Genomic DNA, 24,472 nt, shown 5'->3' on the forward strand with positions numbered 1-24,472 from the left:
GCGCTTCAGCTTAGAAGGCAGGGGTCGATAAGAGGAGCATGTCCTTCCGGCTCCCCGCTCTCCTCGCCACGACGCTCGTCGCCGCGCTGGCCCCGGCCGCGATCGCCGACGCGAAGTCCATCACCGGGTCGAACGCCGCCGAGGCGCTCACCGGCACCGAGGGCCCGGACACCATCAACGGCAACGGCGGCGCGGACCGGATCCGCGGCCAGGGCGGCAACGATCGCCTGTACGGCAACACCGGGCCGGACGACATCGCGGGCGGTCCCGGCGACGACATCCTCGACGGCAGCTCCGGGGACGAGATCCTCAGCGGCGACGAAGGCAACGACGTCCTCCTCGGCGGCTTCGGCCACGACACGCTCTACGGCGGCGCCGGCGACGACAACCTCGACGGCGGCGCGGCCCCGGACCGCGTCGAGGGCGGCGAGGGCAACGACACGATCCACGGCGGCTCCGGCGGCGACGAGCTCTTCGGCGGCCCCGGGAACGACACCATCTACTTCGACAGCGGTCCCGACCACATCTTCGGCGAGGACGGCGACGACGTCATCTACATCAACGGCGACAGCCTGGTGGACGACGTCGACTGCGGCAACGGCAACGACACGCTCTACGTCCCGCCGCGCGGCACCCAGTGGGGGCGCGCCGTCGCCGCCCGCATCCGCGACGGCAAGATCGTCAACTGCGAGACCGTGATCGAGCAGGCCGCGGCGGTCGACCCGACCAAGGGCATCAGCGCGACCACCGGCAACAAGGGCGGCAGCCGCTCCGGCACCGAGCTCAACGACAACCTGCGCGGCGGTGCCGGCTCGGACAAGATCCAGGGCCTCGGCGGCGACGACGTGCTCTGGGGCGACCAGAACCACACCGCGCTCGCCGGTGCCAAGGACGCGAACGACACTCTCGACGGCGGCGCCGGCAACGACACCATCTACGGCGGCCGCGGCACCAACACGATCTTCGGCCAGGACGGCGACGACTTCCTGCAGGGCGGCGGCCTGCGCTCGCTGATCTACGGCGGCGCCGGCAACGACACGATCAAGGTCACCTCGGGCGCGAAGACCACCGTCGACGCCGGTGACGGCGACGACACGGTCACGGCGATCATCGCCCGCGGCCGCGCGACCATCAAGTGCGGCCCCGGCAACGACACGGTCATCGAGTCCGAGTGGCCCGGCAACCGCAAGCTCGTGAAGATCGACGCCGACTGCGAGAAGCGCACCCGCCACCAGACTTCCAAGTAGTCGCGAAGTTAAACGTCCTGGACGTTCATGTTCCGCGCAACTACTTCAGGCGCTTGAGCGAGCCCGCGATCGCGATCAGGCGCGAGTTCGGGATCGACAGGGTCAGCGTGTTCGTGACCCAGTAGGCGGCCTTCGAGGTGCGCCAGGCGACGAGCCGCAGGTGCGAGCCGTCGTAGAAGAGCTCCAGCTTGCGCCCGTCGACCTCGCGGACCCGGTCGGGATCGTCGAGGATCGGCGGGCTGCGCCACGTCGTGCCCTGGATGCCGTAGTACTCGCTCCAGCTGCCCGCGTTGAGCGTGAGCCGGTAGGCGCGGTGCAGCTTGCCCTCGCCGTCGCGGAGCGAGTAGACGCGCGGCTCCGGGTCCGCGTAGCGCGAGCCGGTCTTGCGCAGCGTCGGGAAGTAGAACGGGAACTTGAGCTTGCCCTCGCTCGCGACGACGACGGCCATGTTCTCGCCCTCGGTGCGCGTCTGCTCGAGGCCCTCGACCGAGGACTTCTTGTTCTTCTTCTTGACGCGCGCCGGGGTGGCCGTGGCCTTGGGGCGGGTCGTCTCGTCGAGGCGGCGCGGGTTCGAGGAGCCCTCGCCGGTCATGAACTCGTCGAACGTCTTCTTGAGGTCGGAGTCCTTGACGTACAGGTACGAGTCGACCGCGGGGTTCTTGGCCTCGGTGGCCGGGAAGCGCACCTCGTTGACCGGCGCCTTCTCCTGCGCCATGTAGAGGCCGAGCTGGCCGAGCGCGATCAGGTTGCCCGAGTCGGTGAAGCTGTCGTCGACCTCGAAGTAGCGGCCGAAGATCCGCGCGAGCTCGTGCCGCTTGCTGACGTCCAGCAGCTGGCGGATCGCGTCCTGGTGCGTGAGCTGGCGCAGGAAGTCCTGCTGGCGCGAGGCGCGGAAGAAGTCGTTGTCGCCGTGGCGGTAGCGGACGTAGTCGAGCGCGTCCTGGCCCTTGAGCTTCTGGTAGCCCGGCTGGACGTCGATCGTCGCGTAGTTCTCGCCCGGGCCGGCGGTCGAGTTGTCGTTGTAGTAGCGGCGGTCGATGTCGACGTAGACGCCGCCGACGTAGTCGACGGCGCGCCGGAAGCCGCCGAAGGACACCGCGATCACGTTCGTGATCGGGAACGGCTCGCCGGTCGCGTCCCGGAACAGCTTCTTGATCGTCGACACCGTCTTGCCGGGGCCGCCGATCTCGTAGGCGACGTTGATCTTGTTCGTGCCCGACCCGGGGATCTTGACCTTGAGGTCACGTGGGAGCGACATCAGCGCGATGCGCCGGCTCTTCGGGTCGACGCGGGCGAGCAGGATCGTGTCCGACCGCGGCTTGACGCCCGCCTTCTTGTCGGCGTAGCGCTCGTCGGTGCCGAGGATGAGGAACGTGCGCGCGCCGCCGGCGTCCTCGATGTCGAGCTCCGGGATCTTGACGGTCGTCCGTCCGTCCTGGGTGAAGTCCTTGACGAGGCTGTCGACCTCGTTGAGCACGGCGTAGGCCACCGCGGTCGCCGACAGGCAGACCGTGAGGATCGCCGCCAGCAGCGCGCGGAAGAGCACGCCGCGGCCCGGCCGCGGTACGCGGTTCGGGTCGCTCACGCCGCAACCCTCCGCAAGCGCGAGTCCGAGCCCCCTGGGCGAGCGCTCGCAGCGACGCGAGCCGTCAGGCGAGCGTCGCCGTTCATGCCAGGCCGCCCTCCACGGCGCGCAGCCCGTCGCCGTCGGCGTCCACGGGGAAGCGCACGGGCACGTCCCGCGCGAAGTCCACGAGCGCCCGGCGATAGCGCGCGAGCGAGTCGATCGACACCCACTCGTCGGGGCCGTGGTGACCGCCGCCGGAGGGGCCGAACTCGACCGCCGGCACGCCCGCCTTCTGGAAGGCCACGGCGTCCGAGGCGCCGTCGCGCCCGACGCTCATCGACTCGCCGTCCGTGAGCCGCGACGCGGCCGTGCAGAGCGCGAGCACGTACGGGTTGCGCGGCGACACGCGGGCGGGCGGCCAGATGAACGACCGGGCCACGTGGACGTCCGGGAGCGCGCGGATCTGCGCGAGGAGCTCACCGGGGTCCTGCTCGGGCAAATAGCGGATGTCCACGTCCATGGCGCATTCCTCGGGCACCTTGTTGGGCGCGTCACCGCCGACGATCCGCCCCAGGTTCACCGAGGGACGGTCGAACAGCTCCGAGGATTCAAGGGTGAACGGCATCGACTCGATTCGCCGGAAGACGTCGATCGCCTTCAACACCGCGTTGTCGCCGAGCCACGGCGTGGAGCCGTGGGCGGACGTGCCGAAGACCATGATCCGCAGGGCGAGCACGCCCTTGGCCTGGACCCCGACGTGCAGGTTCGTCGGCTCGCCGGTGATCGCGAAGTCGCCCACGTAGCCCGCCTTGACCAGCAGGTCCGACGTGCGCTGGTCGATCTCCTCGGACTCCTCGTCGGGCACGGCCACGAAGCGGATGCGGACGTCCTGCTGGTCGCGCAGGTCGTGCATCGCGCACATCATCGCCGCGAGCCCGCCCTTCATGTCGTACGAGCCGCGGCCCTCGAGCCGGTCGCCCTGTACGCGCGGCGTGAACTGCTCCGGCCGCGCGGGGACGACGTCGTAGTGCCCGTGGAAGACCAGCGTCGGGCCGTCCTTGGGACCCACCTCCGCGGTCAGCGCGAAGAGGTCGCCGTACTGGTGGTCCTCGACCGCGATCTCACGCGCCTCGAGCCACCCCTTGATGAACCCGGCGCAGGCCCGGAGGCCTTCGGCGTTCGACGTGTCGTACGAGATCAACCGCTCGGTGAGGAGCCGTTCGTCCATCCGCCGGAGGGTAGCGGCGGGCCGGTCGGGCGATACGCCCGACCGGCCCAAACGGGGGCTACGGCTGAGTGGTGCTCAGCGTGAACGTCAGCGTCTTGCTGTACGTCCCGGTGCGCAGCGGGTCGGTGGACTTGATCAACTGGTTGAAGCCGATGTCGACCTTGTCGTTGGCGACCGGCGCCGTCCACGTCGTCTTCGACAGCGAGACGCGCAGCGGCTCCGGCAGCGTGAACGCGCCGTTGGTCAGGTGGCCGGGGTCGGAGACCGAGAGCGTCGCGTCACCCGCGGTCGAGATGACGTTGGCCTTGGTCTGCGTGGCGTAGTCCTTCTCCACGCCCGGAACGAACGGGCCGAACGAGGGCGTGCCGTCCAGGGTCAGCGCGAGCGTGGCCGGCACGGTGCCGCCGACGTCGCCCGGCGTCGTGGTGAACGCCTTGGTCTGCACCGCGGACACGTTGCCCTTGAAGTCGACCGCGATCCACTTCAGCGCCGCGCCCACGGGCACGACGACGGGGTCGGGCTTCTCACGCGGGCGGTTCGGCTTCCACTCGGTCGAGGCCGTGGTGGGCGTCGAGCCGTCCAGCGTGTAGTAGATCGACGCGGCCTCGTCGCTCTTGAACGTCACCGCACGGTCGGAGCCGGTGACGGCGTCCACCTTGGGCGCCGCGGTGTCGTTCTCGTACGCCAGCGCCTCGGCGAGCAGCGCGTAGTTGCCGTTGGCGAACTCCATGCCCTCGTCGTGACCCTCGTTGACGAGGTTGGCGTTGCACGTGCCGGTGCCGCCGCCGGTGCCGACCGCGCCGTAGCACGGCTGGAAGCCGGTGCTCTGGCTCTGGCCGTTCGGCAGGACCTTCGAGGCGCCGATCTCGAAGTCGTAGCCGACGATGCCGTGGCTGTAGTAGGCCTCGTCCGCCGAGTTGCCCGCGGCCGAGTACAGGACGTCCACGACCGGACCCGTCTGGGACGGGAGCACCGCGGTGTGGCGGTAGTTGTAGATGCGGTCGAGCACCGCCGCCGCCGTCTGGTCGAAGTAGTTCAGCGTGCCGTAGGGCGGGTACGGGAGCGTCTCGCGCGTGGTCGGCTTGTACGCGCCCGGGGGCCACATGAAGTAGCCGCCGCTCGAGTGCACGTTCATCGCGAACTTGATGTTCGGGTACGTGGTCTGCACGTACGCCTCGTTGCGCGTCTCGGGCTCGGAGAGCTCGGACGGGCCGGCGAACGTGTCACCGGTGCAGACGTTGCCCGCGCCCTGGAAGCCGTCGAAGAACGAGCCGACCGTGAAGTTGCGGTTGAGGTCGACGCCCCAGCTGTTGCGGGCGAACGGGTCGTTGTTGCCCGTCGGGTTCGACGCGCAGTAGTTGACCATGTTGCGGCGCTGCGTGTTGTTGTCGTACATCGAGTACGCGGCGCCGTCGGCGTTGATCGTCGGGACGATGAAGATGTCGAGGTTGTCGATCAGCTGCGTCGTCTCGGGGTCAGTGCCGTAGTTGCGCACGAGCCGCTCCGCGGTCTCGAGGCAGACGAGCGGCGTGCCCCACTCGCGGGCGTGCTCCTGGCAGTAGATGAAGACGCCGGTCTTGGTGCCGTCCTGGTGCTTGCCGATCCGCAGCATCTTCACCGTCTGCGGGCCGCGCGGGTAGGAGGCCGGGGCCTTCAGCCAGTCGCTCAGCAGCGACGTCGCGGTGCCGGGCGTGACGACGCCGGTGCCGGTGGAGGTCCGGTAGAGGCTCGCCGTGACGAGCTCCGCCGCCTGCGCGTTGCCGTTGATCGCGTCCACCACGTCCTTCGCGGTGGTCGTGATCGCGCCCGCGGAGTCGGTGGCCAGGTTGACGCGGATCATCCGGTTGTTGGAGACGCCGACGACGAGCGGCTCGTCGGCCGCGCCCGGGTTGACGAGGCGGATGCCGATGCCGTTGCCGCCCTCATGGCCCCAGGCCTTGGAGGTGACCACGACCGCCTTGGCCTGGTCGGCCGCCGCCGGCAGCGGCGTGAGCTGCCCCGTGTACGCGGTGGACATGCCGACGATCGTCTGCGCCTTGCGCTGGTAGCCCGCCGTCTTGTTCGGCAGCGCCTGGACCGTGGCGATGTTCGGGAACTCGTCCGCGAGCGCCGTGATCCGCGCGTAGCCCTCCTGCGGGTCCACGTAGTGCGTGTTGAAGTCCTGCTTGAAGCCCTGCGCGTACTCAGGGGCACCGTTGCCGACCCACTTGCTGACGGCCATCGTGGCCACGTCGCCCGTGGCGGACGCGATCTTGACCGTCGTGGGCATCGGGGTGCCGATCGTGCTGGCGTCACCGAGACGGAACTTGCCCGTGTGGTACAGGTAGGGCGCGACCGGCGTGACGTCGGTGTCCAGGTAGGCCTGGAGGGTGCCCGTGCCGACCTGCTGGCCGTCGGCGCCGTACCAGGACGCGACGAGCGCAGGGCCGGTGTAGGCGCACTGGGCGCGGTTGTTGACGACCGGGCACGGGTTGGTGACCGAGGCCTCGGTGGTCGTGCCCTCGATCGAGATCCAACGCCCGCCGGCGTCCTCCCAGTAGTCGGCGTGCTGCGCGCGCACGGTGCCGACCGCGGCCTTGCGCGTCTTGGCGCCCGCGGCGCCGTCGAGCGCCGCCTTGGCGGCCGCCTCGGCGTCGATCGTGGCCTGGCGCTCGGCGCGCAGGGCGTCCACGTCCGCCGGCGTCTGGATCGTCGCGACGGCCGGGTAGCCCATCGCCTCCAGCTGCGCCTTCTCCTCAGGCGTGACGACGATCGTCGCCTTCACCTGGCCGGGCTGGGACTGGTCGAGGCCGTCCCCCAGGTCGTAGCCGAGCTTGATCAGCTGCTCGGCCGTCGCCTTGCTCGGCAGCTTGAACTCCAGGACGGACTCGCCGTCCTCCGCCAGCGCGGTCGCCGGCAGGAAGGCGATCGCGGCCGTGGCCACGAGCGCTCCCATGATTGGCCGCATCGGCCAGACCCCCTCGTTGTAGACCCGTACTGCGAACTGCGTGTTACTGGCAGCCCGGGTTTGTACGACAGGGCCGTTAGCACCGGAAGAGGTTCTAGACGGACGTACGAGTCCGCTTGTGAAGCGGACATGAAAAAAGGGCCGGGTTCCCTCATAAAGAGAGAACCCGGCCCCGGTGGAGCTACGTGACTACGGCTGCGTCGTCGACAGCGTGAAGGTCACCGTGCCGGTGTAGGAACCGGTGCGGAGGGCCTCGTTCTTGCCGATCGACTGCTTGAACGTGGCGACGACCTTCTCGTTGGAGACGGGAGCCGTCCACGCCGTCTTGGCCAGCTGAACCGTGAACGGCTGGGCCAGCGAGAACGCGCCGTTCGTCAGCTTGCCGGGCGTCGAGACGCTGAGCGTCGCTTCGCCCGCCGTGCTGATGACGTTGAGGTCCGACGTCGCCGTGTAGTCGCGGTCGACGCCCGGCGTGAACGCGCCGAAGCTGGCCGGAGCGGACACGGTGAGCGCCAGCGTGGCCGGCACGGAGCCGCCGACGCCGCCGGGCACGTCAACGGTGCCGAGGACCTTCGACGAGACCGCGGACATGTTGCCCTTGAAGTCCGTCGCGATCCACTTGAGCGTCTGACCGGCCGCGACGTTCACGGGCAGCGGCAGCGCGCGGGCGCGCGGCGGCTTCCACTCGGTCGAGGCGGTCGTCGGCGTGGAGCCGTCGAGCGTGTAGTAGATCGACGACGCCTCGTTGGACACGAAGCGCACCTGGTACTTGCCGTCGGCCAGGTCGGGCGCCTGGGTGATGGTGACCACCGGCGGCGTCACGTCCTTCGAGTAGTCGTAGGCCGACTGCAGGAGGCCGTAGTTGCCGTCGGAGAACTCCTGGGCCTCCTCGAAGCCCTCGTTCTCCAGGCACGGGTTGGAGGACGCGCCGAACGGCGGCTGCTGACCCGGGTTGCAGGTCGTCTCCTCACCCGTGGTCGGGTTCTTATAGTACGCGGTGTCACCGATCTCGAAGTCGTAGCCGATGATGCCGCGCGTGTAGTACGCCTCGTCCGCGGAGTTGCCGGCGGCCGAGTAGAGCACGTCGATGACCGGGCCGGTGCGCTGCGGGCGGATGGCCGTGCCGCGGTACTTCTTGATGCCGTCCAGGACGTGGCGGGCGGCCTCGTCGAAGAAGTTCAGCGTGCCGTACGGCGGGTACGGGAGCGACTCGCGGTTGGGCTTGTACGCGCCGGGCGGCCACATGAAGTAACCACCGGACGAGTGGATGTTGTTCGAGAACTTGATGTTCTTGTACTTGTTCTGAACGTAGATCTCGTTGCGGGTCTCCGGCTCGGAGAGCTCGAACGGGCCGGCCGTGTTGCCGCCGGAGCAGCTCGAGTTCGCGCCGACGTAGCCGTCGAAGAACGAGCCGATCGAGAAGTTGCGGTTGATGTTGACGCCGTACGCGTTGCGGTTCGCCGGATCACCGAGGTTCTCGGTGTTGGACGGGTCGTAGCAGTACGGAGCCATGTTGGTGCGGCGCGGGGAGTCGTAGATCGAGTGGATCACGCCGTCGCCGTTGATCTGCGGGACGAGGAAGATCTCGAGGTTGTCCACGAGCGCGGTCGTCTGCGGATCGGTGCCGTAGTTGCGCACGAGGCGCTCCGCGGTCTCCAGGCAGACGCCGGAAGTGGCGATCTCGCCCGCGTGCTCCTGGCAGTACAGGTACACGCCGACCTTGGACCCGTCACGCACCTTGCCGATGCGCAGCAGCGGCTGCGAGAGCGGACCGCGCGGGACGAACGCCGGCGCGCGCAGCAGGTCGCTGAGCGGGGACGTGACGCCCGGCTGGACGATGCCCTCGCCCGTCGAGTTGCGGTACTTCGTCGCGCGGACGACGCGGTTGGCGTCCGGGTGCGCGTTGATGGCCGCGACCACCTGGTTGGCGGTGCTGGTGACCGCGCCGGCGGCGTTCGAGGCGAGGTTCACGCGCAGCGCGTTGCCGGTGAAGGTGACGCTGAGCGGCTGGTTCGGACCGGTCGGGGCGAGCAGGCGGGCGGTGAGCGAGTTGCCGCCCAGGTGGCCCATGACCTTGGACGTGATGACGACGACGCTCGGCGCCGAGGCCGCGGACGGCGTGTCGCCGGCGACCGGGAGGCCGTTGTCGTCGATGATCACGTACGGCGCCGTCGCGTTCGGGCGCGGGTTGGGCTGCTGCGTGGTCGGCGCGTTCTGGTAGCCGAGCATCGTCGCGGCCGGACGCTGGTAGCCCCAGGTCTTCTCGGGCAGGTCCTCGACGGACGCGATGTTCGGGAACTCGGCCGCGAGCGACCGGACCTTCGCGTACGCGTCGGGCGAGTCGTAATAGCGGGTGACGAAGCCCGACTTGAAGCCGGCGGAGTTCGGCGGCGGGTTCTTGGAGATCCACTCCTTCGCGGCGCCCGTGTCGACGTCGCCGTTCGAAGAAGCGATCTTCACCGAGGCGGGATCGGCCTTGCCGTCGCCCTTGTTCCCGATCCGGAAGATCTGGTAGTGGTACTGGTAGTAGTCACCGACGACATCGGGGTCGGTGTACGGCACCAGCGCGCCGCCACCGATGCGGTTGCCGGCGGCGTCGTAGACGTCGGCCATGAGCGTCGGGCCGACGTACAGGCAGGACTCCTGCCCGTTCGCGTTGGTCGTGCAGTTGTACGAGACCAGGGACGGGTCGACGTTCGCCTCGACCGAGACGAAGCGCCCCACGTTGTTCTCGTAGAAGTCGCCGCGCTGGAAGTGCACGGTGCCGGGCGCCGCGCTGGCGCCCTTCTTGCCCGCCGCGTTGGCCTCGAGCGCCTTCTTGGCGTCCATCTCGGCGAGCTTGTTCGTGAGGCTCTCCGCGCGGATCGCCGCGAAGTTCTCCTTGGTGTGGACGACGCCCACGTCCTCGAACCCGTGCGCACGCGCGAGCGCCAGCTGCGCGTCGTCGACCCAGGCGCTGACGATGATGTCGTCGCCCTCGCCGTTCTCGACGGCGTGGTCCATGTCGAACCCGAGGTTCTCGAAGTCGTCGTACAGGCTGCTGTTGTCCAGCTTGAACTTCAGCAGCGCCGGATCATCCGGACCTGCGAGCGCCGCGCTCGGCGCGACCAACATCGTTGCGGCAGCCGCAACGATCCCGACCCATGGCTTCACGAGCCAACCCCTCCTGTGGTGGAACCCTCCGAACTTCTGATTCTGAGCCAAACGTGAGCTTGTGCGCAACCGAACGAGCGTTGAGAGACCTCCACACACCGCAACTAGCACTTCCGTCCGGTTTTTGTGCCATCGGTTGACACTGGGAAGGCGCCACGACAAAGTAAGCGCGGGTCCCGGGGGGAGTCTTCAATTGCAGAGGGTGTTCATGATCAGGCCATGGAAGGTGTTTGTCTCGGCGGCGGTGGGTGCGGCGATCTTGCCGTGCACCGCGTTCGCTGCACCGACGATCACGATCACGACCCCTGAGAACGGCAAGGCCTACGCGAAGGGCTCCACGCTCACGCTCGCGTACACGTGCAGCGCCGACGCGGTGTCGTGCATGGCCACGCGGGGCAGCGACCCGGCGGTGCTCGCCAGCGGCGCGGCCCTGGACACCTCCACGGTCGGCTCGAGCTACATCACCGTCACCGCGCGTGACGCCGGCGGCAGCACCGCCGTCTCGCAGTCGGCCTACAGCGTCACCGAGAGCGGCACCGACCCGGGCAACGTCCCCGCGACGCTGAACCTGAACCTCGGCACGCCGACCGCGTTCTCGCCGTTCCTCCCCGGTCTGACCAAGGACTACTTCGCGACGCTCAACGCGCAGATCGTCTCGACGGCCGGCGACCTCACGCTGACGGTCAACGACGCGGCCACCACCAACGTCGGCAAGCTCGTCAACGGGCCCCACGCGCTCCCGCAGGCCGTCCAGGCCGGCGCGGTCAAGGTCCCGGCCACGGGCACGCCGCCCGCGCCGTCGTCCTACGCCCCGCTCGGCGGCGCCTCGAACCCGACCACGCTCCTGACGTACGACGGCCCGGTCTCCGGCAGCGCCGCGATCACGTTCAAGCAGCCGGTCGCCGAGACCGACGCGCTGCGCACGGGCTCCTACACCAAGACGCTGACCTTCACGATCTCGACGACGACGCCGTAGTCGAGTCGCACACCGCGCTTCAGAAGAGCCCGCCTCCACGGCGGGCTTTTTTTGTGCCCGCGCAGCCCGGCCCGGCGGCCGCGGGCAAAAAGAAAGCCCGCCGAAGGGCGGGCTTTCTCGGCGTTCGTATGCGGGACGCGCTACTTGCTCTCGGCCAGCTTGAGGAAGGCCTCGTAGCGGCGCTTGTCGCGCTCGGCGGCGCGGCGCTCCTCCGTGCCCTCCTCGGCGCTCGCCAGCTCGTCCTCGGCCCGCCGGAGGCGGTCCTGGAGGTCGGAGGCGTTGAGCTTGTCCACGCTGAAGACCTCGTCGACGAGGACCAGGGCGCGGTCGCCGGTCATCTGGAGGAAGCCCTCGCCCTGCGCGAAGCGGATGACCTCGGACTCCGACTTGTAGAGCCGCAGCTCGGTCGGGTTGAGCATCGCCAGCAGCGGCTGGTGGTTGGCGAGGATGCCGATGGACCCCACGCTGGTGCGCGTGGAGACCATCTCGACCTCGTCGTTGAAGACCTCACCCTCCGGGGTGAGGACCTCGACCTTGAAGGGCGTGCGCGCCATTGCTTAGCGCTTCGCCGCCTCGACGACGTCCTCGATCGTGCCCTTGAGCAGGAACGCGGACTCCGGCAGGTCGTCGTGCTGGCCCTCGAGGATCTCGCGGAAGGAGCGGACGGTGTCGGCGATCGACACGTACGCGCCCGGCGTGCCCGTGAACTGCTCGGCGACGTGGAACGGCTGGGACAGGAAGCGCTCGATCTTGCGGGCGCGCTGCACCAGGACGCGGTCCTCGTCCGAGAGCTCGTCGATGCCGAGGATGGCGATGATGTCCTGCAGCTCGCGGTAGCGCTGCAGCACGTTCTTGACCTCGTTGGCGACCGTGTAGTGCTCCTCGCCGACGATGTCGGGCTTGAGGATGGTCGACGTCGAGTCCAGCGGGTCCACGGCCGGGTAGATGCCCTTCTCGGCGATGCCGCGCGAGAGCACGGTGGTCGCGTTGAGGTGGGCGAACACCGAGGCGGGCGCCGGGTCGGTGAGGTCGTCCGCGGGCACGTAGATGGCCTGCACGGACGTGACCGAGCCCTTGCGGGTCGACGTGATCCGCTCCTGCAGCTGGCCCATCTCCGACTCGAGCGTCGGCTGGTAGCCCACCTGCGACGGCATGCGGCCGAGCAGCGCGGACACCTCGGAGCCGGCCTGCACGAAGCGGAAGATGTTGTCGATGAACAGGAGCACGTCCTGGCCGCGCTCGTCGCGGAAGTACTCGGCCATGGTGAGGCCGGTCAGCGCGACGCGCATGCGGGCCCCGGGGGGCTCGTTCATCTGGCCGAAGACGAGCATCGTCTTGTCGATGACGCCCGACTCGGTCATCTCGAGCCAGAGGTCGTTGCCCTCGCGGGAGCGCTCGCCCACGCCGCAGAACGCGGACAGGCCGCCGTGCTCCTTGGCCAGGTTGTGGATGAGCTCCTGGATGAGCACGGTCTTGCCCACGCCGGCGCCGCCGAACAGGCCGACCTTGCCGCCCTGCGCGTACGGGGCGAGCAGGTCCACGACCTTGATGCCCGTCTCGAACATCTCGGTCGTCGGGGTGAGCTCCTCGACGGTCGGGGCCGGCCGGTGGATCGGCCAGCGCTCCTTGACCTCGATGTCGGCGCCCTCGTCGATCGGATCGCCCAGCAGGTTGAAGATGCGGCCGAGCGTCACGTCGCCGACCGGCACCGTGATCGGGCCGCCGGTGTCGACGACCTCCATGCCGCGCGCCAGGCCGTCGGTGGAGTCCATGGCCACCGCGCGGACGCGGTCGTCGCCGAGGTGCTGCTGCACCTCGAGGACCAGCGTCTCGCCGCCCTTGGTGGCGACGGTGATGGCGGAGTAGATCTCGGGCAGCTCGTCCGGGAAGACGGCCTCGATCACGACGCCCTGGATCTCCTCGATCCGACCCGTGTTGGTCTTCTGCGTATCAGCGGTCGCAGCCATAAATGAGTCTCCTTAGACCAGCGACTCGGCGCCGGCGACAACTTCCATGATTTCCTGCGTGATCGCGGCCTGGCGCTCGCGATTGAACTCCAGCGTGAGGTCCTTGATGATGTCGCCCGCGTTCTCGGAGGCGTTGCGCATGGCGGTCATGCGCGCGCCGTGCTCGGACGCGGTCGACTCCAGCAGCGCGCGGAAGATCGAGATCTCCACGTAGGCCGGGATCAGACGCTCGAGGATGACCTCGGGGTCGGGCTCGTACTCCACCAGCGCGTGGTGGTCGTGATCCTGGTCGAGCTTGCCGTCCTCTTTGACGGCGGCGCGCTCGCCGAGCGAGTCGACGGCGCCGTCGTCGCCCATGATCGTCGCCTGCTGCAGCGGCAGCAGCGTCTCACGCGTGACCTCCTGCGTGAGGGCCGAGACGTAGCGGTTGTAGACGATCTCGACGCGGTCGACCTCGCCGTCCACGTAGGCGGCGACGAGCTCGGACGCGATCTCGCGCGCGTTGGCGTACGACGGGCGGTCGGTGAAGCCGGTGTACGCGCCCTTGGCCTCACGGCCGCGGAACGCCAGCGACGACACGCCGCGACGGCCCGAGGCGAACCACACCGTGGTCTTGCCCTGGGACTCGTACTCGTTGCCGGCCCGCAGGCCCGCGCGCACGATCTGCGAGTTGAACGCGCCGGCCAGGCCACGGTCGCCCGTGACCAGCAGGATGCCGACCTTGTCCTCGGAGTCGTGCTCGTTGAGGATCGGGAAGTTCGGCACGTTCCCGGCCGCTTCCGCCGCCTGGCGGGTCATGCGCCGCACCGCGCCCGCGTACGGGCGCAGTGCTTCGATGCGCTGCTCGGCCCGACGCAGACGCGCCGCCGCGACCATCTCCATCGCGCGCGTGATCTTCTGGATGTTCTTGACCGACGCGATGCGGCTCTTGACGTCCTTGAGGGCCATGGCGCCTGCTTAGCTCGCGGCCACCGCGGCCGGCTCGTTGGACTGGCGACCCTCTTCGGCGCGCAGCTGGTCGTCCTCGGAGAGCGGCTGGCCCTCCTCGTCGAGGTCGTAGCCGAAGTCGCCCACGAACGTCTCGATCGAGGCCCGCAGCGCCTGCTGCGTCTCGTCCGACCAGTTGCCCTCGCGGATCGCCTTCAGCGTGTCGGCGGCGTCGGCGTGCAGGCGCTCGACCAGGCCCTCGTGGAACTCGGACACGCGGTCGGCGTTGATGCGGTCGACGAAGCCGTTGGTGGCGGCGTAGATGACCGCGACCTGGTCCTCGACGGCCAGCGGGCTGCGCTCGTCCTGGTTGAGCGTCTTGACCAGGCGCTCGCCGCGGGCCAGCGTGCGCTGCGTGTCCGGGTCCAGGTCGGAGCCGAACTGCGCGAACGCCTCGAGGTCGCGGAACTGCGAGAGCTCGATCTTCAGGCGGCCGGCGACCTTCTTCATCGGGCTGATCTGCGCGTTGCCGCCCACGCGGGACACCGAGATGCCCACGTTGATGGCCGGGCGCACGCCCGAGTTGAAGAGGTTCGGCTCCAGGAAGATCTGGCCGTCGGTGATCGAGATGACGTTGGTCGGGATGTAGGCCGACACGTCGCCGGCCTGCGTCTCGATGATCGGCAGCGCCGTCATCGACCCGCCGCCCAGCGCGTCGTTGAGCTTGACCGCGCGCTCGAGCAGGCGGCTGTGCAGGTAGAACACGTCGCCCGGGTAGGCCTCGCGCCCCGGCGGGCGGCGGAGCAGCAGCGACATCTGACGGTAGGCGTAGGCGTGCTTGGTGAGGTCGTCGTAGACCACCAGCGAGTGCTTGCCGTTGTAGAGGAAGTACTCGGCCATCGCGGCGCCGGCGTACGGCGCCATGAACTTGATCGGCGCGGCCTCGTCGGCCGGGGCGGCGACGATGATCGTGTTCTCGAGCGCGCCGGCGTCCTCGAGGGTCTTCGCGAGACCCACGATCGTCGACATGCGCTGGCCGATGGCCACGTACACCGACACGACGCCGGTGTCCTTGTTGTTGATGATCGTGTCGACCGCGATCGCCGTCTTGCCCGTCTGGCGGTCGCCGATGATCAGCTCGCGCTGGCCACGGCCGATCGGGATCATGCCGTCGACGGCCTTGATGCCCGTCTGCATCGGCTCGGTGACCGGCTGGCGCTGGACGACGCCCGGCGCCTTGAACTCCGCGGGGCGGAACTCGGTCGTGTTGAGCGCGCCCTTGCCGTCGAGCGGCTGGCCGAGCGGGGACACGATGCGGCCGAGCATCTGCTCGCCGACCGGGATCTCGAGGAGGCGGCCGGTGCGCTTGACCGTGTCGCCCTCGACGATCTTCTCCCACGGGCCGAAGAGCACGGCGCCGACGTTGTCGGACTCGAGGTTGAGCGCGAGGCCGACCACGTCGTGCGGCAGCTCGAGCATCTCGAACGACATGCAGTTCTCGAGCCCGTGGATGCGGGCGATGCCGTCACCGATGGTGAGGACGGTGCCGACCTCGGTCAGGTCGGCCTGGCCAGCCTCGAGCCCCTCGATGCGGGACTTGAGGATGGAAGTGATCTCATCGGGCTTGATTTGCACGCTTTAGCTCCTTAGCGCCGGGTCAGGCCCGTGCGACCTGCTTGCGAAGTTGTTCGAGGCGGTTCCGGATCGAGGCGTCGAGGATCGAGTTCCCGACGCGGACGACGATGCCGCCGAGGATCTCCGGCTCGACCGAGGCGGAGAGATCGATCTTGCGGCCGGTCTGCTGGGCGATCCGGTCGCCGATCTGGTCCACAGTGGCCTGATCGAGCGCGACCGCGGAGGTGACCTGGACCGGCAGGAGCTTGTTCTCCTCCTGCCAGAGGCGGTCGAACTCGCGCCGGACGCGGAACACGGCCGGCGTGCGGTGGTTCTCGATCAGCAGCTTGAGGAAGTTGACGACGATCGGATCGGCGTCGGTGACCGCGCGGTCCAGCCCGTCCGCCTTCTCGACCGTGGAGAAATACGGCGAGAAGAAGAACGTCTGCAGCTCGCGGGATGAGTCGAGGGCGTCGGCGAACGCGCCGAGCTGGTCACGCACGGAGTCGAGCTTGGACTGCTCCTGCGCGACCTCGAACAGCGAGCGGGCGTAGACCGCGGCGATCTCTTCCATCGCTTAGCGGCGCTCCTCGTTGGCGAGGGCGGCGAAGTCCAGCTCGGCGAGCGCCTCGTCGACCAGACGCTTCTGGTCGGAGGCGTCCAGCGTCTTGCGCGTGACCTTCTCGGTCGCGAGCACGGTGAGGTCGGCGACCTCGCTGCGGATCTGCTGGATGGCACGGCGCGTCTCGGCCTCGATGTCGCGACGCGTCTGGTCCATCATCTCCTCGCGCTTGGTGCGCGCGTCGGCCTGGCTCTCCTGCTCGTGCGCCTCCGCGGTGCGGCGGGCACGGGCAACGATCTCGTCGGCCTGTCCACGGGCGTCCGACAGACGCTCGCGGTACTCGCGCAGAAGCTCGTCGGCTTCGCGCTTGGTCTTCTCCGCCGTGTCGATCGAGTCCTCGATCATCCGCTGGCGCTTGTCGAGCGCCTCGGCGATCCGCGGGAACGCGACCTTCCAGAGGACGAAGAGCGTGATGCCGAAGACGATCAGCGTCCAGAGCATCACCCCGATGACCGGGGAGACGAGGCCGGAGCCGCCCTCCTCGGTCGTCTCGGCTGCGAGCAGGAAGTTCATCGCGCTCCTACAGGAAGAAGGCGATCAGGCCCGCCACGAGGCCGTAGAAGAAGCACGCCTCGGTAAGGGCGAAGCCGAGCCACTGGATGGACGTGATCTCGTCGCGCATCTCGGGCTGGCGAGTAACGGACTCGATGACCTTGCCGAAGATGATGCCGATGCCGACGCCGGCGCCCACGGCGCCGAGGCCGCCGCCAACGCCGAGGGCGATCGCCTTACCGGCGTCGGCGCCGTCTTCAGCAGCGGCGAAGATGAACGCCAGGATCGTGCTCAGGGTGGTCACGGAAAGAGCTCCTTAGTGGGACTCGGCGACGGCGCCGCCGATGTAGATCGCGGACAGGGTGGCGAAGATGAAGGCCTGCAGGGTGGCCACCAGGCCGACCTCGAACAGGTAGAGCGCGATGCCGATCGGCAGCAGGAAGACGCCGATGCCCGCAATGCCGAGCAGGATCGCCAGACCGCCGGCCATGAAGAGGATGATCAGGTGGCCCGCGAGCATGTTGGCGAACAGACGCACGGAGAGCGAGACGATCCGCATGATGTTCGAGAGCAGCTCGAGGACGAAGATGAAGCCCGCCATGGCGCCGGTGACGCCCGCCGGGATCAGGCTCTTGAGGTAGCCGCCGACACCCTTGGCGCGGATGCCTTCAGCCGTGTAGGAGAAGAACACGAGCAGCGACAGGACGAGCGGGACCGAGACGTTGGCCGTCGCGGCGTAGATGCCGAACGTCGGGATGCTGAGGCCGAACAGGTCGAAGTGGTGGTGACCGGTCGGCAGCGGGATGAAGCCGATCAGGTTGTTGAACCAGATGAACAGGAAGAGCGCCCCGATGAACGGGAACCACTTCGCGGCCATCTTGTCGTCCATGTTCCCGCGGGTGATGTTGTCCCGCATGACGCCGTACAGGACCTCGACGGCGGTCTGGACGCGGTTCGGCTTCGCCTCCATCTTGCGGGCGATCCAGACCATGGTGAAGCAGGTCAGGATTCCGGCCACGATCAGGTAGAAGACGGCCTTGTTGATGGTGAAGACGCCGAGACTGATCCAGTCCGGCAGCTCGAACTCCTCCTGCGGCACGAAGTCCTGGCGACCCGCGTTGCCGAACAGGATGAAGGCGAGGATCACCAGCACCAGGTAGGCACCACCGGCTCCCAGGAGGATCTTCCGGGACTGGCTCATGAGCTTGGCTTGTTCCTCTCCGTCGGGCGAATGATCAGCGTGGTGGCCAGGTAGACCGAGAACACCACGAGCGCGAGCAGCGCCGCCATCAGACCGTCTTCCCGATCTCCGGCGAGGCCGACCACAAGGATGGCGATGCCCATGATCCAGGCGCGTCCCATGAACACGCCGAAGTTGATCCCGACCTGGGCCTTCGGCGACTTCGAGCGACGCGCGGAGCGCTCGATCGCCGCCGCGGTGAAGCGGGTGACGATCCAGACGCCGCCCGCGACCGCGAACCCGAGGACCGGCCCGCCCATCAGCAGCACGAACGGCGCCGCGAGGACGATCAACGCTACGTCGAGGTAGCGGACGAAGACCAGGGGGTCAGAATGGGACATTGTCGTAGAGCTCATGGCAGGCTGACGCGCCGTACCAGGCCATCCCCGCGCGGGCTCGCGCGGCGGGAGTGTTGACAGACTCCCCGGCCGGTTCGGCGGGGGCCAATATAGCGGCTTCTCCGAGTTTGTAACAACTTTGTGACACCCGCCTCTAGCAGCAAAGCTTGAGGGGTGGGTGAACGCCGCGGCCGCGCTCCTCTGCGCGACACCGCCGGAAGGCTAGCCGTACAGTGCCGATCACGTAGTCCGACCCCCCTTCAGGAGGAATGCATGCCGACACGTAGCGCGAAGGCTGACTGGCAAGGCGAGTTCAAGCGGGGCGGTGGTTCCGTTTCGACGGAGACCGGCGTGCTCGACGCGCAGTACAACTTCTCCGGTCGCTTCGAGAGCGGCTCGGGCACCAATCCCGAGGAGCTGCTGGCGGCCTCGCACGCGTCCTGCTTCACGATGGCGCTGAGCGTCGGGCTGACGCAGGCGGGCAACCCGCCGGAGTCCCTGGCGACCGAGGCGAAGGTCACCGTCGACCAGGTCGACGGCGGCTTCGGAATCACGAAGATCCACCTGAGCGTCACCGGCAAGGTGCCGGGCCTGGACGCCGCCGGCTTCGAGGAGGCCGCTCAGGGGGCGAAGGCCAACTGCCCGCTCTCCAAGGCGCTTGCGAGCGTCCCGGAGATCACGCTCGAGACCTCGTTCGAGGCCTAGTTACAGGTAGGCGTCGATGACGCGGGTGCGGTCGTTGCCGGCCGCGCCCGCGGTCTTGATCGCGGCGAGCACGGCGGCCATCGCCTTGTAGCCGTTCTCGGCGCTGCGGTCCGGCGCGCGGTCGAACTCGCGCTCGTAGCGGGCCGCGAAGTCCCCCGGCAGCGTGCCCTCGAGCCGGCCGACCGTGGACGTTCCGGACGGCAGCTCGTTCGGGTTGCTGATCAGCTTCGGGTCGCCGCTGGGGGCGACCTGCAGGATGCCCGCGGCGTTGAACAGCGGCACCGTCACGCGCGTCGCGTCGGCGATCGTGGCGATGATCTGCGGGTCATTGATCGCACGGCGAGACGTCTCGGCCTGCGCGTCCTCGTCCGTTCCGAGGTCGAGCGACGTGAAGTTGACGGCGAACTCGCCCGCCTTGCCGCCCGCGTCGGACAGCGCGAGCTTCTCGCCGTCGACGAAGGAGCGGCTCACGGCGCCGGGGTCGTTCGTCAGGGAATAGACCGTGACGGTGCGGCCGATGACCTTGCCGCCGCCGGCGATCCCCTCGTCCTTGCTCTGGCCGCAGCCCGCGAGCAGGAGCGTCGCGGCGAGCAGCGCGGCCCGCTTCACTCCCCGCCCTCGAGCAGGACGGTGTCCTCGTGCGAGTACGCGGGCGAGCAGCAGCAGAGCAGGACGAGCGGCTCCGCGCCGGGATTCCAGAGCTTGTGCTTGACGCCGGGCGGGATGACGACGGTGTCGCCGGCGCGGACGTCGGCTTCCTCGTCACCGAGGCGCATGCGACCCGCGCCAGAAGTGAAGGAGTAGATCTCCTCGGAGACCCGGTGGAAGTGCTCGAACGTCTCGCCGCTGGGCGGGACGGTGGCCTCGGCCAGCGATTGGTTGACCGCGTTGCCGGACGGGATGCCGGCGAGCTCGCGGATGGACGAGCCGTCGGCGGTGATGAACGACTCGCGATGTTCGAGGCGGGTGATCTCCACGGGGCACCGAGGGTACTCGGCGCCCCGCAGATCTCATGTCCTAGATGACTGCGCGGCGGGCCATCTCACGGTCCAGGCGGCGCGCCAGGCGGCCCGTGGCGAAGGCCGCCCGGGCGCGCAAGGGCGCACTGGGCGGTCGCTCGGGTCGCTGCGGCTTGACCGCACGGATCCGGGCGCGGTCGGCGCGCTCTGCGGCGACGACGTGACCCAGGACGGCCTGATTGAGCGTATGCATTTCGGTTGGCTCCAGTTGGTGTGAACGGAGCCGCCCGCACGCGGGGGCGCTGAAAGACCTCGGGCTATTGAGAGGAGGTCGCGGGCGGCAGGGTTAACTGCCCGCGACCGAGGTCAATCCTGGTGCGCGAGCAGGCCGGAGACGAGAGGGCACGCGTCTCCGAAGCCGGGCATGTAGGCCGGCTGCCTGAGGGAAATCGCGTACGTCGTCTTCACGGTCCTGCTCACCTCCTCACGGACGTAGGTCCGGGGGTTGATCTCGTCTCGAAGTAGGAAACCAGTCAGCGCGAGATCGCGCAAGTGCGGTTAGCCGCACAGTTCAGGTTCAAACCCTGCCGAACTCTCCGGTCTCGAACTCGTGGTCGACGGCTTCGTCGATGTCGTGCTCGGACGTGTCGGGGTCGGCGCGACGCAGCTGCCACTCGCGCAGGCGGCGCAGCTTGATGATCTCCAGCACCCAGATCAGGTAGAGGCTGACCGCCAGGCACAGCAGCAGGAGCGCGGCCATCAGCAGCGCCCAGCCGGGGATGAGCGTGCCGTCGCGCTCGGAGTACGGGATGAAGCGCAGCGCGACCGCGGTGCCGGCCATCAGCGCCGTCCACGCGTACAGCCACAGGATCGAGCGCCGGGTCGACCACTTCATCCGGTAGAAGCGGTGGTGGAAGTGGTTGGAGTCGCCGCGGTAGATCGGGCGCCGGTACTTCAAGCGCTTGAGCACGACGAAGCCGGTGTCCAGCAGCGGCACGGCCAGCACCACGAGCGGGCCGACGAGCGCGATCAACGCGTTCGTCTTGAGCGTGCCCTCGACGATCACCGCGCCGAGCAGCAGGCCGAGCAGGTTCGACCCGCAGTCGCCCATGAAGACCTTCGCGGGCGGGAAGTTCCACAGCAGGAAGCCGAGCGCGGCCCCGGCGGTGATCGCGGCGAGCGTTCCGGCCGTGCGGCGCTCGAGGTCGAAGGCGATGACGGCGAACGCGAGCGCGGCGATCGCGCACACGCCCGCGGCGAGCCCGTCCGCGCCGTCGCTGAAGTTGACGATGTTCATCAGCAGGACGAGCGCGAACACCGTCAGCGGCCCGCCGAAGCCGCCGAGCTCCACGCGGTGCAGGAACGGGAACGTGAACGCGTCCACGACCACGCCCGAAGCCACGAGCACGACCGCCGCGGCGATCTGCCCGCCGAACTTCACGAACGGCGGTAGGTCGAACCGGTCGTCCAGCGCGCCGACGATGGTGATCAGCGCGGCGGCCGCAAGAATCCCTTCAGTCCGGTCGTTGTCGGGCAGGAACAGGACGCCCGCGACGAGCGCGCCGGCGAAGATCGCCAGGCCGCCGAGCAGCGGCGTCGCGTCCTTGGCCAGCCCGATGTCCTTCTGCTGGTCGACCGCGCCGATACGCCGCGCGAAGCGCGCTGCGAGGGGTGTGAGGGCGGCCGCCACGGCGAAGGCGACCAGCGCGGCGAGGACGGCCTTGGTGACCATGGTTGCGGCCACAGGATCGCAGGGCGGGCCGACAAACCCACGTCAAGAGGTGTTGACGTTCCGTAAAGCGGGATTGTGGAGCGGCATCCATGGGCATGTTCCGCTCCGACGCCGCACGCCCCTCCGGCCGTCACCCGATCCCGCATGCCCCCACCGCTCGCCCACGCCTTCCTGGCCCTGGCCGACGACCCCGAGCCGGTCGACCAGCGCACGGTCCCCCGCGTCTTCGCGGCCGCCGTCGCCACCGTCGTCCTCGCGGTCGGCGCCCCGCTCGGCTTCCTCGTCGTGAACCCGGCCGACCACACGATCGGCCCGCTCGCCGGGTCGAAGTTCTCCCTCGCGCTGGACGACTCGGACTGATGGACTCCACGGTCGCGTACACGCCGCCGTTCGTGCATGAGCAGCCGCGTGAGCGACCCACCTGGGGCTTCGCCGAGGGCGACGAGCTCGCTCCGGGCCGCACCGTGCTGCGCCGGATCGGCGGCGGACGCCGCTACGAGGCGCTGCTGGTGTGGGACGAGCACCGGCTCGCCGTGCTCGTGGCCAAGGTGCTGCGTCCCGACCACGCGCAGGACCCGATCGCGTTGCACGACCTGCGCCGCGAGGCGACGCTGCTCGAGCGGCTCGCGCACCCGGTCGTCGTGCGTGGCTTCGGCGCCCACCTCGAGGAGGCAGGCGCGGGACGTTCTCGCCCCCTGGGCGATGACTCCCCGCCGAACGAGCCCGCAGGGCGAGGCTCGGCCCGCTTCCCCCACCTCGTGCTCGAGCACCTGGACGGCCCGACGCTCGACGAGCTGCTCGCCCAGGGCGGTCCGCTCGCGATCGAGCAGTTGCTGCCGCTCGGCCTGCACGTCGCGAGCGCGCTCCACTACCTCGCGGGCGAGGGCATCGTGCACCTCGACGTCAAGCCGAGCAACATCGTCATGGGCGGCCCGCCGCGGCTGATCGACCTCAGCGTCGCGCGCACGCTCCACCACGCCGCGGCGCTGCGCTCGCCGATCGGCACGGACGCGTTCATGGCTCCCGAGCAGTGCGAGCCCGACGGCCGCCTCGGCCCGCCGGCCGACGTCTTCGGCCTCGCGGCGACGCTCTACACGGCCCTGACCGGTGCGCGGCCGTTCCCGCCCTGCGAGGACCGCTGGCCACAGCTCACGGCCCTGCCGGCGCCGCTGCCCCGCCGCACGCCGAAGGCGCTGGCCGCGATCCTCACGCGCGGCATGGCACAGGACCCCGCCTCGCGCCCGACCGCGCGGGACTTCGCGGTGGCGCTCGAGCCGCTCGTCGCCGCGCTGCCGCGCCGGATGACGCTCGGCCGCCGCGGCTAGTACCGGTGAAGGCCGGTACGCGCGATCGCTGGGGGTCGCCGGCGCCGGCTGGGACCGCCTGGTGACCGGAAGTGTGCCGGGGCACATGACCGGTCGCCGGGTGGGTCCAGGCGGTGATCGGCGGCCGCCAGAATCGTGCGGACCGGCGTGAGCCGGTACTAGCCTCTCCCGCATCCTCCGCCTCGCACCACGAACCGCGCTCGCCGCCGGCACGCTCCTCGGCGCCATCACCCTGGTCCTGCTCCACGAGTGGCGCGGCCTCGAGTACTGGAACTACAGCGAGGGCGTGTACGCGCTGACGTCCCGCCTGTGGCTCGACGGCGGCGACCTGTACGGGCACATCGTCGTCGCCCAGCCGCCGTGGCAGTTCTTCTACGGCGCCGGCGCGCTGGCGATCCACGACTCGATGACGTGGCTGCGGTTCACCGTCGGCCTCGCGCAGCTCGGCGCGGGCGTCCTGGCCGCGGTCGCGGTCCGGCGGCTCACGGACAACCCGCTCGCGATCCTCGCCGCGCCCGCGCTCACGCTGCTCACCCCGTGGGCGGTGCGCGAGCACGGCGCGCTGACGCCCGAGCTGCTGGCGCCGCCGGTGCTGCTCGGCGCGGCGCTGCTCGCGTCGAAGCCGAAGACCGCGCTGGCGGCGGGAGCGCTCGCGTCGACGGCGGTGTTCCTGAAGTGGCCTTACGCGCTGCCGGTCGCGGCGCTGGTCTTCTTCAGCGCCGCGCCCAAGAAGGCGATCGTGGGGGCGGCGGTCGCCGGCGTCGTCCAGGCCGCGGTCTTCACCGCGATCTTCGGCTGGGGCCTGTGGGACGACAGCGTGATCGCCCAGATGGCCTCCGAGCGGCGCGGGTTCGACATCCTGCGCGGGGTCTGGGGCCAGGCGTTCTGGAGCCTGGTCGGCCTGGTCGCGCTCGCCGCCCTCGCCTGGCTCCACCGTGAGCGGGCGAAGGACCAGGCGCTGCTGAAGGTCCTCGCCGCGCTGGCCGTGGGCATGCTGTTGACGCTCGCGTCGAACACCAAGGACGGCACCGGGCTGAACGTGATCGTCCCGATCGAGGCCGCGCTCGTGCCACTCGCGCTCGCGGGCGCCGCGCTGCACGGGCGCCGCCTCGTCCCCGCGCTGCTGCTGGCGTTCACGCTCGTGCAGTCGCTGTCGCTGATCACCACGCCGCGCACGGCGACGCCGTTCCTCTACCCCACGTCCGAGCGCGGCGCCTGGGGCATCGCGGGCGACGAGCGGGCGGTCGACCAAGGCCTCGCCCAGGCTGCGGCCTGCCCGGCGGATGTGGCCTACTCGGGCCCGCCGTACCTGGCGTTCCTCGCCGACCGCCCGATGCCGGACGGCCAGCCCGACCAGTTCCTCCCGCTGCACTCGAAGCACCTCGCCGACGTCGGCGACGCGATCAACCGCGTCACCGCGCGCTGCCCGTAGC

At 69.5% G+C, this 24,472-nt stretch carries 22 protein-coding genes; 6 read left to right on the top strand and 16 right to left on the bottom strand.

Going from position 1 to position 24,472, the window contains the following annotated elements; translation table 11 throughout:
• The first annotated feature begins 38 nt into the window (after positions 1–38).
• Positions 39–1,247, top strand: a complete 1,209-nt coding sequence (locus C8N24_RS05370) for a calcium-binding protein (protein ID WP_121248733.1) — start codon at positions 39–41, stop codon at positions 1,245–1,247.
• Positions 1,248–1,287: 40 nt separating this feature from the next.
• Here the strand turns inward: C8N24_RS05370 and C8N24_RS05375 are convergent, their stop codons facing one another.
• The 4 genes from C8N24_RS05375 to C8N24_RS05390 all read right to left on the bottom strand — a co-directional run bounded on the left by C8N24_RS05375 (position 1,288) and on the right by C8N24_RS05390 (position 10,103).
• On the bottom strand, positions 1,288–2,832 hold the full coding sequence (locus C8N24_RS05375; protein WP_121248735.1) for an LCP family protein: 1,545 nt from the start codon (positions 2,830–2,832) through the stop codon (positions 1,288–1,290).
• A gap of 82 nt (positions 2,833–2,914) precedes the next feature.
• Positions 2,915–4,042: a M20 family metallopeptidase gene (locus C8N24_RS05380; protein ID WP_121248737.1), complete on the bottom strand. Its 1,128-nt coding sequence runs from the start codon at positions 4,040–4,042 to the stop codon at positions 2,915–2,917.
• 58 nt (positions 4,043–4,100) lie between these two features.
• Positions 4,101–6,977 carry a M14 family zinc carboxypeptidase gene (locus C8N24_RS05385; protein ID WP_121248739.1) on the bottom strand — a complete coding sequence of 959 codons (2,877 nt, stop codon included), beginning with the start codon at positions 6,975–6,977 and terminating at the stop codon, positions 4,101–4,103.
• A 201-nt stretch (positions 6,978–7,178) separates the two neighbouring features.
• Positions 7,179–10,103: a M14 family zinc carboxypeptidase gene (locus C8N24_RS05390; RefSeq protein WP_121248741.1), complete on the bottom strand. Its 2,925-nt coding sequence runs from the start codon at positions 10,101–10,103 to the stop codon at positions 7,179–7,181.
• Between the two features lie 247 nt (positions 10,104–10,350).
• Between C8N24_RS05390 and C8N24_RS05395 the strand changes: the two genes are divergently transcribed.
• Positions 10,351–11,118 carry a hypothetical protein gene (locus C8N24_RS05395; protein WP_147447647.1) on the top strand — a complete coding sequence of 256 codons (768 nt, stop codon included), beginning with the start codon at positions 10,351–10,353 and terminating at the stop codon, positions 11,116–11,118.
• A gap of 140 nt (positions 11,119–11,258) precedes the next feature.
• Here the strand turns inward: C8N24_RS05395 and atpC are convergent, their stop codons facing one another.
• The 9 genes from atpC to C8N24_RS05440 are packed head-to-tail and all read right to left on the bottom strand — an operon-like array spanning position 11,259 to position 18,273.
• Positions 11,259–11,672, bottom strand: a complete 414-nt coding sequence (gene atpC, locus C8N24_RS05400; RefSeq protein WP_121248745.1) for an ATP synthase F1 subunit epsilon — start codon at positions 11,670–11,672, stop codon at positions 11,259–11,261.
• 3 nt (positions 11,673–11,675) lie between these two features.
• The gene (atpD, locus tag C8N24_RS05405; protein WP_121248747.1) at positions 11,676–13,085 is read right to left on the bottom strand and encodes a F0F1 ATP synthase subunit beta; all 1,410 of its coding nucleotides are present in this window, start codon (positions 13,083–13,085) and stop codon (positions 11,676–11,678) included.
• A gap of 12 nt (positions 13,086–13,097) precedes the next feature.
• The gene (gene atpG / locus C8N24_RS05410; protein WP_121248749.1) at positions 13,098–14,033 is read right to left on the bottom strand and encodes an ATP synthase F1 subunit gamma; all 936 of its coding nucleotides are present in this window, start codon (positions 14,031–14,033) and stop codon (positions 13,098–13,100) included.
• 9 nt (positions 14,034–14,042) lie between these two features.
• Positions 14,043–15,647 carry a F0F1 ATP synthase subunit alpha gene (gene atpA / locus C8N24_RS05415; RefSeq protein WP_121248751.1) on the bottom strand — a complete coding sequence of 535 codons (1,605 nt, stop codon included), beginning with the start codon at positions 15,645–15,647 and terminating at the stop codon, positions 14,043–14,045.
• 22 nt (positions 15,648–15,669) lie between these two features.
• On the bottom strand, positions 15,670–16,200 hold the full coding sequence (atpH, locus tag C8N24_RS05420; protein ID WP_121248753.1) for an ATP synthase F1 subunit delta: 531 nt from the start codon (positions 16,198–16,200) through the stop codon (positions 15,670–15,672).
• A 3-nt stretch (positions 16,201–16,203) separates the two neighbouring features.
• Positions 16,204–16,761: a F0F1 ATP synthase subunit B gene (atpF, locus tag C8N24_RS05425; RefSeq protein WP_121248755.1), complete on the bottom strand. Its 558-nt coding sequence runs from the start codon at positions 16,759–16,761 to the stop codon at positions 16,204–16,206.
• A gap of 7 nt (positions 16,762–16,768) precedes the next feature.
• Positions 16,769–17,044 (bottom strand): ATP synthase F0 subunit C, encoded by a 276-nt coding sequence (gene atpE, locus C8N24_RS05430; RefSeq protein ID WP_121248757.1) that lies wholly within the window; start codon positions 17,042–17,044, stop codon positions 16,769–16,771.
• A 12-nt stretch (positions 17,045–17,056) separates the two neighbouring features.
• Entirely contained in the window at positions 17,057–17,941 is an 885-nt protein-coding gene (gene atpB, locus C8N24_RS05435; RefSeq protein ID WP_121248759.1) for a F0F1 ATP synthase subunit A, read from the bottom strand.
• Positions 17,938–18,273 (bottom strand): hypothetical protein, encoded by a 336-nt coding sequence (locus C8N24_RS05440; RefSeq protein WP_147447648.1) that lies wholly within the window; start codon positions 18,271–18,273, stop codon positions 17,938–17,940. Before C8N24_RS05440 ends, atpB begins: the two co-directional genes overlap by 4 nt.
• 318 nt (positions 18,274–18,591) lie before the next feature.
• On the opposite strand from C8N24_RS05440, the gene C8N24_RS05445 reads away from it, so the two are divergent.
• Positions 18,592–19,023, top strand: a complete 432-nt coding sequence (locus C8N24_RS05445) for an OsmC family protein (protein WP_121248764.1) — start codon at positions 18,592–18,594, stop codon at positions 19,021–19,023.
• Here the strand turns inward: C8N24_RS05445 and C8N24_RS05450 are convergent, their stop codons facing one another.
• The 3 genes from C8N24_RS05450 to C8N24_RS05470 form a co-directional block, all read right to left on the bottom strand.
• Complete coding sequence (locus tag C8N24_RS05450) at positions 19,024–19,632, bottom strand: hypothetical protein (RefSeq protein WP_121248765.1); 609 nt, start codon at positions 19,630–19,632, stop codon at positions 19,024–19,026.
• On the bottom strand, positions 19,629–20,000 hold the full coding sequence (locus C8N24_RS05455) for a cupin domain-containing protein (RefSeq protein WP_170178865.1): 372 nt from the start codon (positions 19,998–20,000) through the stop codon (positions 19,629–19,631). Before C8N24_RS05455 ends, C8N24_RS05450 begins: the two co-directional genes overlap by 4 nt.
• A gap of 559 nt (positions 20,001–20,559) precedes the next feature.
• Entirely contained in the window at positions 20,560–21,714 is a 1,155-nt protein-coding gene (locus tag C8N24_RS05470) for an MraY family glycosyltransferase (RefSeq protein WP_121248771.1), read from the bottom strand.
• Between the two features lie 144 nt (positions 21,715–21,858).
• Here C8N24_RS05470 and C8N24_RS05475 point away from each other — a divergent pair, with 144 nt between their 5' ends.
• The 3 genes from C8N24_RS05475 (at position 21,859) to C8N24_RS05485 (ending at position 24,471) form a co-directional block, all read left to right on the top strand.
• Positions 21,859–22,074 (top strand): hypothetical protein, encoded by a 216-nt coding sequence (locus tag C8N24_RS05475; RefSeq protein WP_121248773.1) that lies wholly within the window; start codon positions 21,859–21,861, stop codon positions 22,072–22,074.
• Entirely contained in the window at positions 22,074–23,039 is a 966-nt protein-coding gene (locus tag C8N24_RS05480) for a serine/threonine-protein kinase (protein WP_121248775.1), read from the top strand. Before C8N24_RS05475 ends, C8N24_RS05480 begins: the two co-directional genes overlap by 1 nt.
• Before the next feature lie 286 nt (positions 23,040–23,325).
• Entirely contained in the window at positions 23,326–24,471 is a 1,146-nt protein-coding gene (locus C8N24_RS05485; protein ID WP_121248777.1) for a hypothetical protein, read from the top strand.
• The last annotated feature ends 1 nt before the right edge of the window (position 24,472 follow it).

Source organism: Solirubrobacter pauli (assembly GCF_003633755.1).
Lineage (GTDB): Bacteria > Actinomycetota > Thermoleophilia > Solirubrobacterales > Solirubrobacteraceae > Solirubrobacter > Solirubrobacter pauli.